Origin of the sequence: Mesomycoplasma ovipneumoniae (assembly GCF_024758565.1) — a bacterium.
GTDB lineage: Bacteria > Bacillota_I > Bacilli_A > Mycoplasmatales > Metamycoplasmataceae > Mesomycoplasma > Mesomycoplasma ovipneumoniae_B.
In genome coordinates, this window is sequence record NZ_CP079199.1 from 239,223 (window position 1) to 255,981 (window position 16,759).

Genomic DNA, 16,759 nt, shown 5'->3' on the forward strand with positions numbered 1-16,759 from the left:
CGCTTTTTTTAAAATTTTAATAAAAAGTACTAATTTTTTATATTTTAAATAGATTTTTAAAAAATAATTTTAAAAATGGTATAATTTGTAAATTAAACTTTATTTTGGAGAAAACATGGAAAACAACAAGAAAAAACTTGATCATTTGAACGAATTACAATACAAAGTTACCCAAGAAAATTTTACAGAACCACCTTTTGATAATCTTTATAACGATAATTACGAAGAAGGTGTTTATGTTGATATTATCGACGGAACTCCACTTTTTTTATCTTCAACTAAGTATAATTCAGGATCTGGTTGACCATCTTTTTGAAAACCTTTAAACGAGGACTCGATTGTTGAAGTTCTTGATTTTAGCCACTCAATGACTAGAGTTGAGGTTCGCTCAAAAAATGCTGATTCCCATTTAGGTCACGTTTTTAATGATGGACCTAAAGATCAGGGAGGAAGACGTTATTGCATTAATTCGGCTGCCCTTAAATTTATTCCTAAAAATGAATTAAAAAGCAATAATCTAGAACACCTTTTAAAATACTTTGACTAAATTTTATTTAAAACAAAAATAAGAAAAAGTATTATTTTTAATAATAATATTGTAAAATTTTAAATCATGAAATTACTAAGAAAATCAAAAATAAGCTTTTTATTTTTTTCAGTAATTTTTTTATTTTTATCAAGTTGTTCAGTTAAGTCCAATGTACCTGAAATAAAAAATCCTCCTGGTAAAATAAATAAAAATATTGATGATTCGCCAAAAATTGAACCACCAACTCAACCATCAAATCCATCTCAACCGTCAAATCCGTCTCAACCATCTCAACCGTCAAATCCAGATCAAAATCCATCAACTACTGAAATTAAAAAAGACCACCAAATTGATAAGGATGAAAATCACGAAAAAAATAAGAGTTCAGTGATTAGTCAAAAACCTGATTTGCCACCCACCATTATAAAAAAACCTGATGAAGGTAAAGAAAAATCGGGTATAATTAAAAAAATAGATGATAAAAAAGATCCAGAACAGCCAAAAACTCCATCTTTTACACCACAAAAACCAAGTGATGAAGAAAAAATAATTGCTCAGCCTTTTGAGCCAAAAAAGCAGGAAAAAGAAACTGATGTCCAATTAACTCAATTAAAAGGTTACCTTTCAACATTAGCTAATTCATTCCAAATTACAAAAAACATGCAAAGTTCAAACCCCCTAACAATAATTCACAGTGGTAAAACTAATAAGAAAGATTTTTCTTATGTAAATTTTGTTGACCCAATCCAAGATTTGAACGATACATATGATATTAAATTAGATTTTTCCAGTGCTGTTTCCACAGGCACATCAAACCAAAAAAAACCTATAAATAACGTGCTTTTAGTTTTGTTTCGCAAAGATAATTCCTCGATTAAATCCTCGAAAACAGTCAGTCTTTTTTATGAACAAGAACAAACATCGCAAATAAATTTAATAGGCAAGAAATTACCTGATGATTTTAAAAACATTTTTCCTTCATTTTTAGCTTTTTCCTTGCTAAACTCAAACAACGATGTTATATCCAACCCATTTTTTAATCAAATTGGTCATGTTTTAAATAATCGGAATTTTGGAGTTGGGCTTAAAGATACTTTTGCCGAATTTAGCCCTGAAATTACCGATGATGAAAAAGAAAAATATGGATTTGATGTTGTTAGCGCTCAACCTGATGATGAAAATGGAAAATTAAAACTTAATTTACAAATTTGAAAAATAGACAAAGATACTGAGATAAAAACGTTTTTGCCGAATAATAAAAGTCTTGAATTTTCAGGTTTAGCTAAAAATTCAGACAATATTTACCAATTTGAATTATCAAAAAATACTTTAGAAATTGATGTTTTAAAAAACGCTATCAAAAAAACTTTATTAGAAAAAGATTTAAAATCCGACTTTAATAAACATGCATTTTTAAAACTTTTACTCGAGCACTTATATATAAGAGTTAATGCTGAAATTAATAATAAGTGGATTAAATTATCTGAAGTTAAACATAATAAATGATTGTTTTTCCCGCAAATTCAGCTTGCAAATTTAATTACCACTCAATTAATAAATGATTTGACTTTGGAAAGAAATGGTAAAAAAATTACTTGAACCTTAAATTTAAAAACAGTTTTACTAAATAACAATCAAATTTTGACCCCTAATGGTGAATTTTTGCTAGGTAATGAAAAAACTCACAAAATTAGCGGTGTACTTGAAATTAATTAAAAAAATTTCAAGTAAATTTTTTTAATTAATTATTTTTTCTAATGGTACAATTTAATACAATTTTTGAAAATTAAAGGCCAAAATAATGAAAACGAAATCAAAAAACTCACTTACAGAACGACAATTTATTTTTTACGGGCTAAATTATATTGTAGGATTTGGCTTCATCGCCACTATTTCGAGAGTAATTAATCAAGGAATTTGGGGTGTTTTTGTTTTTATTCTAACATCTTTAATTACTTTAGCGGTTATTTTTGCTTTTGCTCGAGCTGGGCAGAAATACCAAAATGAAGTTGGTGGTTCATATGCATATGCTAAAAAAACCTTTAAAAAAGGACTTGTTTTTTTCACAGGTTGAAATCAAGTTGCCCGAATTATGCTTTTTTCGGCAACAAGTCCGCTATTTTTTTCAACTTTACTAACACAATTTGATCCTGATCGCCAATGAGTTTATGTTGCTATTTCATTAGTAGCTTATATAATTTTAATTCTTGCCGGTAGCTTTGGGTTTAAGCTCTCAAAACAAATAATTTTTTTTACTGCTATTTTTAAATGGGCAACACTTCTTATTGGTTTTGGTTTAATTATTTATTTAATTATTCAATCAAATACATATGGACATAGTTTTAGCGAAATTGAACCTTTTAGTGTTACATTATTCGCTGGAACAATTTTATCATTTATTTATTCCTATGGTGGTTTTGAATCATTAGCAACAATTTCACAAAGTGTCGAAACAAAACGGTTTAAAAAAGTAATAATTCTAATTTTTCTTATAGTAATTTCTGCCTATTTTTTATTTTATATAATTTTTTTAGGACTTGGTAAAGAATATCTTTCAAACTTTGGACTTGAAAAAGTCTACGAAACTCTTTGAGGTGCATCAGGAGTATCACTTTTTACAATCGGATTATTCTTTAATCGAATGTCAGCGACAATGGGATCAGTCCAACCTTATGCAAGATATATTGCCCCACTTGCTGAAGACGGTTTTTTACCATCAGTTTTTGCCAAAAAAAATAAGCACAACGAATACCAATATGCTATTTATCTTTCAGTTTCGTTGGCAATTAGTTCAAGTATAATTTTTACAATTATCCCTAGAATTGCCGGTGTTACAGACACCTTTGGTACAATTTTAAAGGCAGGAAATATCTCCTTTTTAATTCAGTATTTTCTCACACTTTTTACAGTTTTAATTTGAAAATGACGAAAAAGCGAACAAATACCAATTTGAGAAATTGTAATTTACATTTTAGGTATGGTTGTTATTTTATTTACCCTTATTGTTTCACAATTACCATTTATTAGTTCTGAAGAAGTAGTTTTTGAGCAGTTTATACCTTTAATAAGTTACGTTGCTGCAATGTTAATTGGGTATATCGTTAAATTTTTAAATTCTTGACTAAAAAAGAGAAAATTGAGAAAAGTAGTTAGTTAATATTGGTTTAAAGACCATCAAAACATAAAAAAAGCTATGAATTCATAGCTTTTTTTATGTTTTAGCTTGTATAAATTCTGAAAATTTTCGAGAAAAATACAGACAATAAATTCAGTTGGATTTAAGTTTACTGGCTAAAAAAGCTAAAATTTTGACTTAAAATGCAAAATTATGAAATTTTTAAACACTGCTTTTTTAGTTTAAAAACACTGGCAAAAACTATAAAAAATACAACTACTATTTAAACTAAATGCAAATAGAAAACTCGTTTTTATTTACATTGAGCCTAAAAAAATATGTGAAGTTTTGAAAGAACAATAATTAAAAGCCCTAAATTTATAAAGATTTCTAAACGGTTAAATTTAAGGCATCCCATCATGTCTAAAAACATAACGGAAAATTCGCATTTTCTGATTTTTTCATTGCAAAAAACATAATTAATTCCCCCTTAATTCAATATCAAATTTATTAATTATTCTTAGTGGTGGCTATTATAACATAATTTTTTCTTAGACCAAGCATTTTTTTCTTTTTTTTGCAAAAGGTTAATTTCAAAATAATAAAAATTAAGATTTTAGGTAAAAACACGGATTTACCGATATTTTTTCGTATTTGTATTCACTAAAAAGTGAATTTTTGCCATTAAACTGCCAAACTCAGGAAAAAAAATAAAGACAATAAATTAAGCCGGATTTAGGCTTATTAACTAAAAAAGGACAATAAAAAGACTTTTTAGCTAAAAAGTTTTTTTTAACGTTTTCATGGGCTTTTTTCTTAATTTAGAGCAGAAGGAGGACGTATGAATAAAAAATTAATCCATTATGCAATCAAATATAAAGGAAATTATTACTCAATCCAAAAGGCAATTCAACAAAATGAAGAGGTAACAGATGACCAAATAGAAGAAATTGAACAATTAATTAACTCAGGGGAGGTTAGGGCAATTACAATTACAGATAAAAATTACCCTGAATCCTTACGGATTCTTAAAAACCCACCATATGTGATATTTTATAGTGGCAATATTGAAGTTTTAAGCGACTTGCAACCAAAAGCTTCACTAATTGGTGAAAATTACATCCCCCAAATTCAAAATTTTTTTAATCGTTCACTTGATCAAATAATAAAAAGACACGTTTTAGTAACAAATGGATATAAAGGAGTAGAACAAAAAGTAATGGAATTTTTCCGTTTACATGAAATACCAATTATTGGCGTTTCAGTAAATGGTGTTGAAAATCCTTGAATGTTTGATAATTTTAAAGATTACGATAAATTATTGATAATTTCTGAATACCCTAAGGGGGTTAACATTAATAAAAAACGACTAATCCAACGGAATCGATTAGTTGCTGCCCTTAGTAATTTTTTAGTGGTTTATTCACTTCGGCAAAAAGGTGGATCACAAAATCTAGTTAATTATTTTCTCGATCTTGGTAAGGAAATTTATTGCTTTTATGATGATGATTATGAAAATCTAATTGATTTTAAAGGTAATTTTGACTTAATTTATCAAGGAGCAAATTGGATAACCGAAATCAAAGATGTGCATTACAAAATAGGAATGGGTGAAAAATAATGTATTTTTTAAGTTTATTTCAAGACACCAAAGTTGGAGGCGAGTTATCGACTCTTGCAACTACGTTGCAAAATTGAATAAAATATCTGACTCAAATAGGAATGCCCGTTGTTGGTGGGATTTTAGTTGCTGCAATTGTTTTTTTTGCAACAATGCTTGCAATTACCCACGATGTTGAAAAGCGGGATAAGTGAAAAAAAGCACTAATTTGGTCTTCAATTGGATTTGTAATCATTCTAGTTGCCCTTGGATTATCAACAGTAATAATCTCTGTTGCAAGTTCAGCTGCAACTGGCGGAGCTAAAGGGTAATGTTTGGTTGACTTTTTAGTGGTTTAATCAATATTATTACTTACCCATTTTTTACTTTGGGATGGTATTTACTTGTTTATTTACCTTTTTCAGTTATTGCCTTTTTTAATTATATTTTCGAAAAAATTGGCATAAACATTATTGTCCATGCAATTTTTAATAGACAAACTTTTTCGTTCGAAAGTCTTCCAATCGGTTTTTGAATTTTTGCAATTGCCTCGATTTCAATGGGCTTTATTGTTCTTATTTTACGATATGTCAAATTTTTAATTATTCGTCGTAATTCTGCAGATACAGAAATTGCAGCAATGTCAAAAGTTAGTGTTGGCTCTTTTATTTTTATTTTTACTTTTCCGGTTATTTTTTTTGCTTTACTAATTGCTATTCAGTCAACCTTGACAATAATAAATAATTATATTAGTGGCGACCAAAATTTAATTGAATTAATGTTAAAATCGGCATCAAACAAAATTCCTGACAGTGAAATTCAAACAATTAGTCAAGATTTTAGTGTTCCATCTTATTCAACTTTTACTACTATGGAATCTGGTGAGGGAATAATTTTAATTATAACACTTTCGGCATCTTCAATTGTTGTTGCCTATATTTTAGGAATTAGTTTTATTTCGCTATTCACGGCATCAGCGCAACTTTTTATGAATTTTATAACCATGCCACTTTGAGCAGTAAGTAGCATTTGGGACGATGGACGAAAACTAAAAACTTGAACAAGAACATTTTTTGGGCAATTTGCAGTAATTATTATTTACCAAGTCAGTTTTAATTTGTTCTTAATTTGAGTAGCTTCAACCTATAAAATTGCAGATTCCATTGATTTTGAAGGAGCAAAAGGGATATTTATCTTCCGTTTTTTGCTAAAAATATCTTTTATAATTGGGGGCGGGCTGGCAATTTCTACTTTTACTCGCCAAATTGCGGCTAATTATGGACAGGCCGGAGCTGTTGAACACCACCAAAGATTGGCCTCCTCTACTTTAAAAGTTGGAGGAGTTGCTCTTGCTGGAGCCGCCGGGACAATGTTTAAATTAAACCAAAATAATCACAAAAATGCTACTGATTTAACAGGTTTGCCTTCAAAATGGAATCAGAAAAAACCTTTTGATATTATAGATAATTCGATTCTTCCAAGCCAAAAACAAAGTCCTTGAAGAAATGCGATGAATCTGGTGGGAGTCGCGTCTGGAGTTGCTTTTGCTGCGACTCAAGCTAGACCTTTGATTAAAAAGTGACGAAATTACAGAGCTAATCGGGCTTTAAATGGGCAACAAACAGGATTAAAAAATTTTTTTAGCAAAAAAATTAATAATTTATTCTCAAAATTTAAAAGAGGCGATTCAAGTCAAAATTTAGATAAAAAGCCAAAAAATACGCGCTCAAGTATTGAAAAAACAGCAGAAAACCTATCATCTCAAGATAAAATCGAGGAAGCAGCAAAAATAAATCAAAATGATTCATTATTGACTGAGAAAAGCCCAACTTCTGAAGATAAACTAGAACAAACTGATTCATTAAGTCAATCTAAAACTGAATCTAGTGCTGAAAAACAGCCAAAAATTGAAAAAAATGATGTTGAAATTGCGCCAAATTCAGATCAAAAAGAGGATTCTGAAAATAAATCTGATGAAAAACAGCAAACTGAAAATCCAGAAATAGTAGAAAAACCTACAAAAAAACAAGGTTTTTGAGCTAGATTTTGAGGTGAGTGACCCGAAGAAGAGACTAAAAAAACACGAAGAAAATCTTCTAAAACAAAAGATACAACCTCTGAAAAAGAGACTAAAAAAGTTAAAAAAGCAGTAAAAAAGAAAGAAACTAAAGCAGAAAAAGCAAGTGAATCTAAAGAAAAAAAGGTAAAAATTGAAAAATCTGATTCAAAATTAGATGAAAAAACTAGTGACACAAAAGAAAAGGCAAAAAAAGTGAATACTAGTGAAAAAAGTAGCGGCGCTTCTGCAACTTCAGCTGAAAAATCTTCCATAGCTAATGAAGAAAACGCAAAAACCATTGAAAAAGTTGGTGCACAAATTGAACAAAATGATGAAAAAATTGACAATTTAGTGCCGAAAAAAACACGAACTAGAAGCAAAAAAGCCGAAATTAATGTTGACAGTCAAGCCCAAAATAATACTGAAATAATTTTAAATTCTGAATTAAAAACTGCTGAATCTAAGCAAAATTTAAAACCAGTTAAAGATGAATTAAGCGAAAATATGACTAAAAAAGATCAACAAATTGAGGAACAATCAGATAAGTCAAGCTCTAATAGCGCTGAAAAACAAGAAAAAGATAAGTAAAACAATTAATACAAACATTTTGTATTTTGGAAGGTAAATTATGAAATTACAAAATAAACGAATTAAAAACGTTCAAATCCAAATTTTTCGACACATTACGCTAATTGACATTCCAATAATTATAGTTTTGTTTTTAGTTTCTGCCTCTATTAGTTTTGCACTGCCTGAAAATTTATTTATTTTGGTAAAAATGTTAATTTCTACTGCCTTTTTTCTAGTTTGAACAGTTCCATTAATAAAATACTACAAAAATTGGGGACTAAAAGGTTATAAAATTATCTGGTATATCGCTCTTTATCTTGCAAGACCTAAAGTTTATAGCAAAATTTCCTCTACAAGCGCAAATACACGAAATTTATTGCCATATAGTCGCGCTAAACAGGATTTTATTAAAATTTCAGGCGGTTTTATAGCTGGAATCGAAATTTATGGTCAAGATATTTTTAGCATTGGAAGTCAAAAAATTGAACAAATTCTTGAACAATTTACAACAAGTCTTAATGCTGTTAATAGTCGAATTTCGATTGTAAAAATTGCTCATCCTAATGATTTAACAAAAAATAAACTATTTTTTTTACAAAATCAGGAAGAATGTAAAGCTAATTTGAACGAGAATTTTTGCCAATTTTACAAAAATGATATTGCAAATTTTGACACTTATCTGCATCATCGCTATTTTATTATTATTTATGAAAAAAATGATGTTAGTTTGCTTCAGCAACTTAATTTGCTCAGATCGAACATTTCATCAACAGGTTTTCGCGCTAAAACTTGCACACTTAGAGATTTACTTGATCTAAATTTGAAAATAATCAATTTTAGTGATTTTCTAAGTGATCAGGAATATAAAAAAATTCGAGAAGGTGATGATATTAGCAAATATTTGGCACAAGACAGAATTGAGTGACATCCAGAATATTTTAAAATTAATGACATTTATTTTTCAGTCCAAACAATTAATGAATATCCTTTCAATCTTCCTCTTGGGTGAGCGGCTCAACTTTTTTCAACAAATAGCAGCGTTGTTTGGCATTTAAATCGACTAACAAGCGCTGAAAAAGAAACAAGTTTTAATCGAGGTGCAAAAAATTTAGAATCTAATTTGAATGACCAAAAAAATGTTGTCCAAAAATCTAAAACTGCTACAGAGCGAGCAGCTCTTGAAGAAATAATTAACATCGCTGGCTCTTCAAATGAAGAAATATTTTATTCGACATTCATTTTTTTGAATTGGGGGGAGACAAAATCTCAACTTAAAGAAATTGAAAGTAAAAATCGAAATAATTTAAGGAATATTGGCGGAACAATAAATCCACTAAAATACCGTCAATTGCAAGGTTTTGCTTCACTTTTTTTCCGTTTTAGCAACCTTTTAAAGGAAGAAATTGAAATGCAAGCAAGTAATGTTGCATTTGGAATTCCTTTTACATCTCGAAATTTTAATGACGGAAATTATAATATAATTGGGATTAGTAAAACTGATTATACTCCTATTTTTTTCGATCTTTTTTTACAAAATCAAGATCGAAAAAATTCAAATTGTTTCATTTTAGGAACTTCTGGCGCTGGTAAGTCAACATTGACAAAAAAATTACTAACTTATAATAAAGCTGTCGGAAATTCAGTGATTATTTTAGATCCACAAAACGAATATTGGAAAATAGGCGAAGAACTAAAAGCAAATACAATTAATTTTGCCAGTGGATCATCAACAATTTTTAACCCTTTACAAATTCAAAAAGTTTTTAATCCTCAGTCAAAAATTATTGATGCAAATATTTATAACAATGCAGAAACTATTTCGCTTCACCTGCAAAATTTAGAGCGCTTTTTCGGTATTTTGCTTCCAAATTTAGACCACAAAATGCTAATGTCAATCATTGAATGTGTTAATGAAATTTATAAAAATAAGAACTTTTATACACTTTTTAATGATGTTAGCCTTCTTGAGCCACATGAATTTCCAACTATTGATGACTTAATTGCTAATTACAAATTAATGAATTTTTCCTACATCAGTCAGCATGAAAAAATGATTGTCTCATCAACTTTGGAGTACGAATTTAGTAAATACGGGAAACTTAATAGACTTTTTAATGGGCAAAATTCTAATTTTAATATTGAAAATGGTCTTGTAATATTTAATGTTTCAACATTGATGCATCTTGAAAAACGTATTTACCAAGCAGCATTTTTTCTAATTCTGTCCTTTATAGAAGGGAAAATTGCTACAAATTTTTACAAAAATAAAAAAATTACCCTAATTGTTGATGAAGCACACCGATTTATTGATGAATCAAACACAATCTCGCTAGATTTTTTGTTTAAAATTGCTAAAACTATTCGTAAATACAATGGTGGTTTGATAATAACAACACAAAATCCCGGCGATTTTGCAATTAGTGGGGAAGCTGCTCGAAAAAGTGAAGCTATTATTGAAAACTGCCAATATGCTTTCTTTTTTAACTTAAAAAGTAACGATATAAATAAAGTAGACAAACTTTTTTCATCTTCGGGCGGACTTACTGATGAAGAAAAAAAATTTATTGCGCTGGCCCAAATAGGCGAGTTCATTTTTTCTGCAAATTTAAATGATCGATATATTTGTTCAGGTTATTTTAACAATGCCGAAAAAAAATTATTTTTCGATAAAGGAGATAAACTAATTAACAAAGGAGATTAATGAGCAAAAAAATACCATTTTTTTTAATTTCTGGCCTTGTTCCTGCGCTTTTTTTGTCAGCAGGTTACCAAAACACAACTTATTTTAAATTAAATAATTATGATAATTATGAAACAAAATCTGAATTTGCAAATTTTAGTGCTCAATTTGACTTAGAAATTGAAAGACAACCTGATTCATTTAGTTTTGAATGAGTAAAAGATAAACAAATTAACTCAAAAAGTGAAATAAGAAAACTAAATTCATATTGATTTGATCGAGAGATCAAAGAAAAATTTTACAAACCAGGCTCAAGACCTGAAATAATAGATGAAAATTTTGCACCTGAATATTGCAGTCAACTTGAAAATTGTCGAAATTGACAATTTTATTTAAATGAATCTAAATTCAGAAATTGAAAAGAAGAAACAATTTTTAACATTTACGGCGAGTATGATAAGTCAATTTTTGATCGAAATTCATTATCAATTACATCAAAAAAACATAATAAAATCAACATCTCAAACATTTTAAATGAGTATGCCAAAAACAAAATTGGCGAACTTGAAAAGAATTTTAATCTTAAAAATATAAAAATAAGTCATTTAATTTACAGCGTGGGATTTGAATTACAAAGAGATAAAATTAAAAAATTTACTGTAAATTTGCAATATCGATATTCATACCAAAAAAGAGTTCTAAATAAGGATGTAGAGCTTGAAAAATATTTGTCTGATTTAAGGCAAAATTTTAATAACTCAATTATCAAAAATAATCAAATTTCGATAAATATTGAAACAAATCAACAAAATAATAATGAAATTCAAAGTTTTTCGCTAACTTCATCTCAAAAAGGTCTAAAAGAAATTGAAAAAAAAGTTGCTGAATTTTCAAGCAAACTTTTTAAAGAAGACAAAAAATACAACGCAGATCTACATTTTAACGTTATTGGTGACACACAAATCGAATTTTTTATCAGATTTAAGCACCCTCAGGACAAAAATTTTTACAATTTCCAGTTAAATAGCAAAGTGAATGTGCACTTGTTTTTTGAGGATAATGATAAATTTTGAAAAAGACTGACAATTATTCCGGGCAATATTTATGATCCTAAAACTTATCAGTCAAAAATTGACGAACCAGTGCAAATTTCTGAACCAAAAACCGGAACATATGAGGGCGGAGTTCGGAGAATATACGGTGGAAAATGAGAATATCATAATAAAATAAAGCTAAATTTCATTACAAATCCAGATGAAAATGAAATTTTATATGTAAACGGAAATCCTGTCGATGTTTTGGATCTTAATTTTGATTATGATCTTGAGGACTTAAGACTTGAGCAAAAAAACCAGCAAAATTCAACAAATAGTTATAAAATTGAAATTAAAAAATTTAAAAAAGACAATAGAATACAGGATAATTCAGAATTAGTTGCCATCTATGAAATTGAATTTGTAATTAAATCAGCAAATTCAATTATGGATATAAAGTGATTTGCCTGAGATCCAAAAAATAACAAGGATCAACAAAAATTAATTGAACCTTACTTAAAAGACAAAAATGGTCAAGTAATTTATGATCAATTTGGAGTTAAAGTTAAAAATCCTGAATATGATCCGTTAATTGACGTAAAAACTGGGACTAAAAAGCAAATTGTTTGAGTATCAACCGGTAAAAATCCTGATTCTATACCTGAAAACAGCAATTTTGCTCAACTTCCAAGCGAAGTTTCGCGTTTTAATTTAGGTCTTGAATCAGAATTTGGGTTCATTGCAGAAGCAAGTGTTAGTGGAAAAGGCGCCAATATAGTTTTAAATTCAAATCCTGAGAATGATAAAGTTTCATCTTTTAGATATTTAGTTGACTCAGATAATAGTGAAAATTTTGAAATTTTAAGCAAAAATGGCCAAAAATCAGAAAAATTCGACATTACAAATAGTACAAATAAATATTTTTCGATCGGGGGAGTTTGACTTTTTTCATCTAAATTTGACAAAGGACTTTCATCATATAAAATTGTTTCTATTGGTGAAAATTCAAGTTCACAGCTTTTTAATGATGTTTTCCCAAATAAATCAATCATCCCTTTTTGGGAATCAAAAGCAGGTCAAATTTTAGAACAGTACTTACTTCTAGAAAAAATAACAAACGAAAATATCAAAAAACTGACCTATGAACAAATTTTGTTATATTGAAGAAATTTTATAGATAATGTTGTAAAAACACAGCAAATTAAGAAAATTAATCAAAAATTAGACGAAAATATCGAAATTAAGAACAAAATTGTCTTATTAGTTCAAAAAAATTTAACTTTTGAAAATTTAGAACAGACAATTAACGAAAACACAGGTTCAAATCACGATTTTGCGAGCTCAACAGGTAGCAAAGCTCTCGAAATTAACCCAGAAATGATTTCTGAAGTATCAAAATTTTTTATAGATGACAATGAAAATTCTAGTAATATTGATATAAAAATTGAAAATATTGTTCAGAGTCAAGATAATAAATTCGATTTTGACATTAAGATAGTTAAAAAAGATGATAAAAAAACAGAAAATTTTGAAGAAGTTTTAGGTATCTTAAGTTTTTCTGATATTGAAATTAAAAATTCAGAGCAAAATGAAAATAAAACTGAAATTAAATTTAATTTGAAAAACGATAAGCACACAGTAAACCAAAATTTGCAAAATTCAACTCAAATAATTGATTACTTTTCAAATCAAGAAAATTTTGATAAAGTGAATCTATTTTTAGAAGAGAATGACGAAAATATAATCGCCAATTTTAATCTAAAACCAGAATTTAAGGAGTTCTTTCATTTACAAACTCCCTTTATTGTTGTGAAAAAAAGCATAAAAAATAGTGATATTTTTCAGGATTCAAGAAATATTTTTGATGGTCTTTTATTAGAGCGAATTAATCTTACTGGTATTGAAAATTTACAAAATGCCAAAAATTTTATTTTGGAGCAAATCCAAGCGAGTTGAAAAGACGTTAAATATAACTATAATTTTGACTTTGTAATTGAAAATTTTGATAATATCGTCGAAAAAGCGATAAAAAATATCGAAGAAAGTGAACAAATACCTCACAAAATTTGAAATTTGACTCTAAAAGTAAAGGAAAATCAAATTAATAAATTTTATGGATCAAAAACTATTAAACTCGTTAATATTATAGGAAGTCTAAATAACCCTAAAATTAACAATTTAAGTCAAATTAAAGCCAAAGAATTTAGTCTTTCTATCTCAAAAAATAGTGATAATTTGGAAAATGCCATTAAAGATCATGTCTATAACCTTCTTTTACCTGAGGAAATTGATTCAAAAAAATATTTGTACCTACAGAATATTTCACAAATTGTAGATAATTTTCGAACTAATCCAAAATTGGAAAAAGCAACACTTGTTTTAAAACCTGGAACACCTCAGCTAAATGGGAAAAAGGAACTCACTATTTTTAATTCAGATTTTTCAACTTTAGGTGATTTAAATTTTGGTGGTTTAGAAAAAAATTCTGACACTACTGATGAGTCCAATATTGCAAAATCCACTGCTTATTGACTAATTCCGTTAATTATTTTTTCAATAATAGGATTACTGTTTTTTGGTTTCTGGATTTACAACAAATTTATTGCAAAATTTAAAAATTAGAAGCCACAGAAAAATAATAAGTCAAAATCACAAATGTTAAATTAAAAAAAAAGTCTTTTATTTAGGTAAAAGACTTTTTTTTAAACTTTGTTTAAGAAAGGAGTTTTTTAAATTTTTAAAAAATTTTCAAAAAACAAAATAATAGCTGTTTTAGATAAGTTTTATCAACTAAGAAGAAAAATTTTAGCCTTGATAGATAAGGCTCAAATTTAAAAAAATATTTAAAAATCAATCACTAAAACTTAAATTTTAGTTATTGACCTTTTTTAAATTTTTATATTCAAAGGTCGCAGGAGCTTTACGCCCAAAAACATTTTCAAGTTCTACTGTTATTAAGGTTTTAGTCTCATTCATCTCAATAATTTTACCAATATCGTCAGAAAAAGGTCCTTGAGTCACTTTTACCCAATCACCAATTTGTCAACTTATTGCAGTAGTATCATTAGTTTCTTGAAAGCTAAGAATTTTTTGATTTCAATTTTCTTTCATTCGCTCAAATTGTCGTATTGAAATTGGTGTTGGTTTAGTTCCTCTACCATGAGAACCGACAAGTCCTGTTACATATTGAGTATTTCTAACAACAAATCAGGCTTTATCAACCATATTCATCTTGATAAAAAAGTAGCCTTTATATAAATTACGATATTTGAGTTTTTTTTCAGTTTTTCCGTTTGTGCTTTCCTCATAATAAGGGACATCAAATTTTATTATTTCCTGAAAGTGCTCTTCTAAATTTTCATATTTTATTCGATTTTTAAGTAAAGTAATTGCAACATCTTCCTTTGATGAAATGGTTGAAATCATATATCACTTATATATTTTCATAATATTTTTTGCTCCTTTCTAAATTCCTACTCCGGCTTGATTTCAAATATAGGCAGCAATAATTGTAATTGTGAAAAAAACAGCCATAAAAATAAGTGAAAAAATTATTGTTTGCCCGAAACTTTGAAAAGCGACTCGACTTGTTGGTCATTTTACCCTTTTCATCTCTTTAATAAAAAGGCGAAAGAAAAATTTTTTTTTCCTTTTTTTTATCCCATCGGGAATTTTAATATTTTTTGCTTGTTTTTTTCACATTATTTTTCCTCTTGGTGTAAAGTAGATTTGCGACATATTTTGCAAAATTTATTAATCTGAAGGCGAGTTTGAAGGGATTTATTTGTTTTATAGTTCCGATTTTTACAAACAAAGCAGCTTAGACTAATTTTTTTCTTCATATTAACCCTAAAAATTTAACATTACAGTCTATAATTATATATTAATTTAGGAAAAAACTTCTTAATTTATTACTTGTAGTTCGAATAAAATCATTAACCTTTTGTGTGGTGATGCCAATTTTTTTAGCAATAACATTAGTTGGAATATCCTGAATAAAAAACATTTCAAACATTTCCATCTCAAGTTCGTCAAAAGACTCGGTAATTCGGTTGTAAATGTCTTGAATTTCTAGTTTTTGAAGCTCGGATTCAACAGCAAATTCAATATTTTCAGGTAATTCATCAAGTGAAACCGAAAAATTTGCTATTTGATAGTTTTTTGTAGTAAAAGAAGTCACATATCCCAACATAAACAATTTAATTTTGTGAACAAGATAATTTTCAAGCGGGATACCTAAACTTGGGTCAAATTCTTCATATAACTGTACAAATTTATCGATTGAAGCATTAAATAAATCATGATAAGTTATCGGTGTGAGGGCAAAAGTTTTCATTACTTGTTTTGAACAAGCTAATAAAATATGCGAATATTTATTTAAAACGGTAAAATATCTCTTATTTTTAGCTATTTTTTTCTTACGATCTAATCACATTTTGTAAATATACCTCATAGTTCTTTATTTTTGTTTGTTTTTTAGATAAAAAAGTATAATTCCCGTTGCAACTGTAACATTTAAAGAATCAATTTTACCTTCCATTGGAATAAAAAATGAATCATCACTAGCATACAAACTACTTTTTTTAATTCCAGTAGACTCATTGCCAACTATAAGTGCACAGGGAAAATTAAACTGAATTTCATTAATTTTTTTACTTTTTTCGCTTAAATCAGTGGCATAAATTCAAAAACCTATTTTTTTTAATTTATTAATTGCAGCTACAATTGAATTTACAAGAATAAACTTAATACCTATAAAACCGCCTGATGCAACTTTGAATGTGGTTTCATTTAGTTTAGCTGCTCGCTTTTTTGGCAAAATTATATGCTTAATTCCAAAACAATTTGCTGTTCTAATAATGTTACCGAGATTATTTTGATCATGAATATGATCAAGAACTAAAACAATTTCAGGTTTATCCTTGTTTAAAACATCAATTTCAAAAAATTTAAAGTTTTCAACAACGCCAACAAAGCCTTGGTGGTTTGCTAAAACTAATTTATCTAAAAAATCTTTATTAACTATTTGTACTTTTTGGTTCGAAAAAATTGGACTATCGGGTTGTTTTAAACAGTAAATTTGTTTAAAAATAAACCCATTTTTAATTGCTTCTATCACCGAATTCTTGCCACAGATATATTTAATCATATTTTTTCACTTTCGTATGAAAC

At 28.0% G+C, this 16,759-nt stretch carries 13 protein-coding genes; 8 read left to right on the forward strand and 5 right to left on the reverse strand.

Annotation, left to right across the window (positions count from 1 at the left end):
• Nucleotides 1–115 precede the first annotated feature (115 nt).
• From msrB to KW512_RS00845, 8 genes are all read left to right on the forward strand, one after another.
• The gene (gene msrB, locus KW512_RS00810) at nt 116–547 is read left to right on the forward strand and encodes a peptide-methionine (R)-S-oxide reductase MsrB (RefSeq protein WP_255030643.1); all 432 of its coding nucleotides are present in this window, start codon (nt 116–118) and stop codon (nt 545–547) included.
• A 66-nt stretch (nt 548–613) separates the two neighbouring features.
• The gene (locus KW512_RS00815; RefSeq protein ID WP_258841625.1) at nt 614–2,245 is read left to right on the forward strand and encodes an LppA-related lipoprotein; all 1,632 of its coding nucleotides are present in this window, start codon (nt 614–616) and stop codon (nt 2,243–2,245) included.
• A gap of 82 nt (nt 2,246–2,327) precedes the next feature.
• Nucleotides 2,328–3,686 (forward strand): APC family permease, encoded by a 1,359-nt coding sequence (locus KW512_RS00820; RefSeq protein ID WP_420323733.1) that lies wholly within the window; start codon nt 2,328–2,330, stop codon nt 3,684–3,686.
• 799 nt (nt 3,687–4,485) lie between these two features.
• Nucleotides 4,486–5,265, forward strand: a complete 780-nt coding sequence (locus KW512_RS00825; RefSeq protein ID WP_258841628.1) for a DNA-processing protein DprA — start codon at nt 4,486–4,488, stop codon at nt 5,263–5,265.
• On the forward strand, nt 5,265–5,576 hold the full coding sequence (locus tag KW512_RS00830) for an Mbov_0395 family pilin-like conjugal transfer protein (protein ID WP_069098429.1): 312 nt from the start codon (nt 5,265–5,267) through the stop codon (nt 5,574–5,576). The genes KW512_RS00825 and KW512_RS00830 overlap by 1 nt, the downstream gene beginning before the upstream one ends.
• Entirely contained in the window at nt 5,576–7,891 is a 2,316-nt protein-coding gene (locus KW512_RS00835; protein WP_258841630.1) for an Mbov_0396 family ICE element transmembrane protein, read from the forward strand. Before KW512_RS00830 ends, KW512_RS00835 begins: the two co-directional genes overlap by 1 nt.
• Nucleotides 7,892–7,931: 40 nt before the next feature.
• Nucleotides 7,932–10,574, forward strand: a complete 2,643-nt coding sequence (locus tag KW512_RS00840; protein WP_258841631.1) for an Mbov_0397 family ICE element conjugal transfer ATPase — start codon at nt 7,932–7,934, stop codon at nt 10,572–10,574.
• Nucleotides 10,574–14,209, forward strand: coding sequence for an Mbov_0399 family ICE element protein (locus KW512_RS00845; RefSeq protein WP_258841632.1), 3,636 nt, complete (start codon nt 10,574–10,576; stop codon nt 14,207–14,209). The genes KW512_RS00840 and KW512_RS00845 overlap by 1 nt, the downstream gene beginning before the upstream one ends.
• Before the next feature lie 249 nt (nt 14,210–14,458).
• On the opposite strand, the gene nusG is transcribed toward KW512_RS00845, so the two are convergent.
• The 5 genes from nusG to rlmB are packed head-to-tail and all read right to left on the reverse strand — an operon-like array spanning nt 14,459 to nt 16,736.
• Nucleotides 14,459–15,034, reverse strand: coding sequence for a transcription termination/antitermination protein NusG (gene nusG, locus KW512_RS00850; protein ID WP_258841633.1), 576 nt, complete (start codon nt 15,032–15,034; stop codon nt 14,459–14,461).
• A gap of 18 nt (nt 15,035–15,052) precedes the next feature.
• Nucleotides 15,053–15,289, reverse strand: a complete 237-nt coding sequence (secE, locus tag KW512_RS00855; RefSeq protein WP_010320911.1) for a preprotein translocase subunit SecE — start codon at nt 15,287–15,289, stop codon at nt 15,053–15,055.
• Complete coding sequence (gene rpmG, locus KW512_RS00860) at nt 15,289–15,429, reverse strand: 50S ribosomal protein L33 (protein WP_010320912.1); 141 nt, start codon at nt 15,427–15,429, stop codon at nt 15,289–15,291. Before rpmG ends, secE begins: the two co-directional genes overlap by 1 nt.
• 41 nt (nt 15,430–15,470) lie before the next feature.
• Complete coding sequence (locus KW512_RS00865; RefSeq protein WP_258841634.1) at nt 15,471–16,022, reverse strand: sigma-70 family RNA polymerase sigma factor; 552 nt, start codon at nt 16,020–16,022, stop codon at nt 15,471–15,473.
• Between the two features lie 24 nt (nt 16,023–16,046).
• Complete coding sequence (gene rlmB / locus KW512_RS00870; protein WP_258841635.1) at nt 16,047–16,736, reverse strand: 23S rRNA (guanosine(2251)-2'-O)-methyltransferase RlmB; 690 nt, start codon at nt 16,734–16,736, stop codon at nt 16,047–16,049.
• Nucleotides 16,737–16,759: the final 23 nt, after the last annotated feature.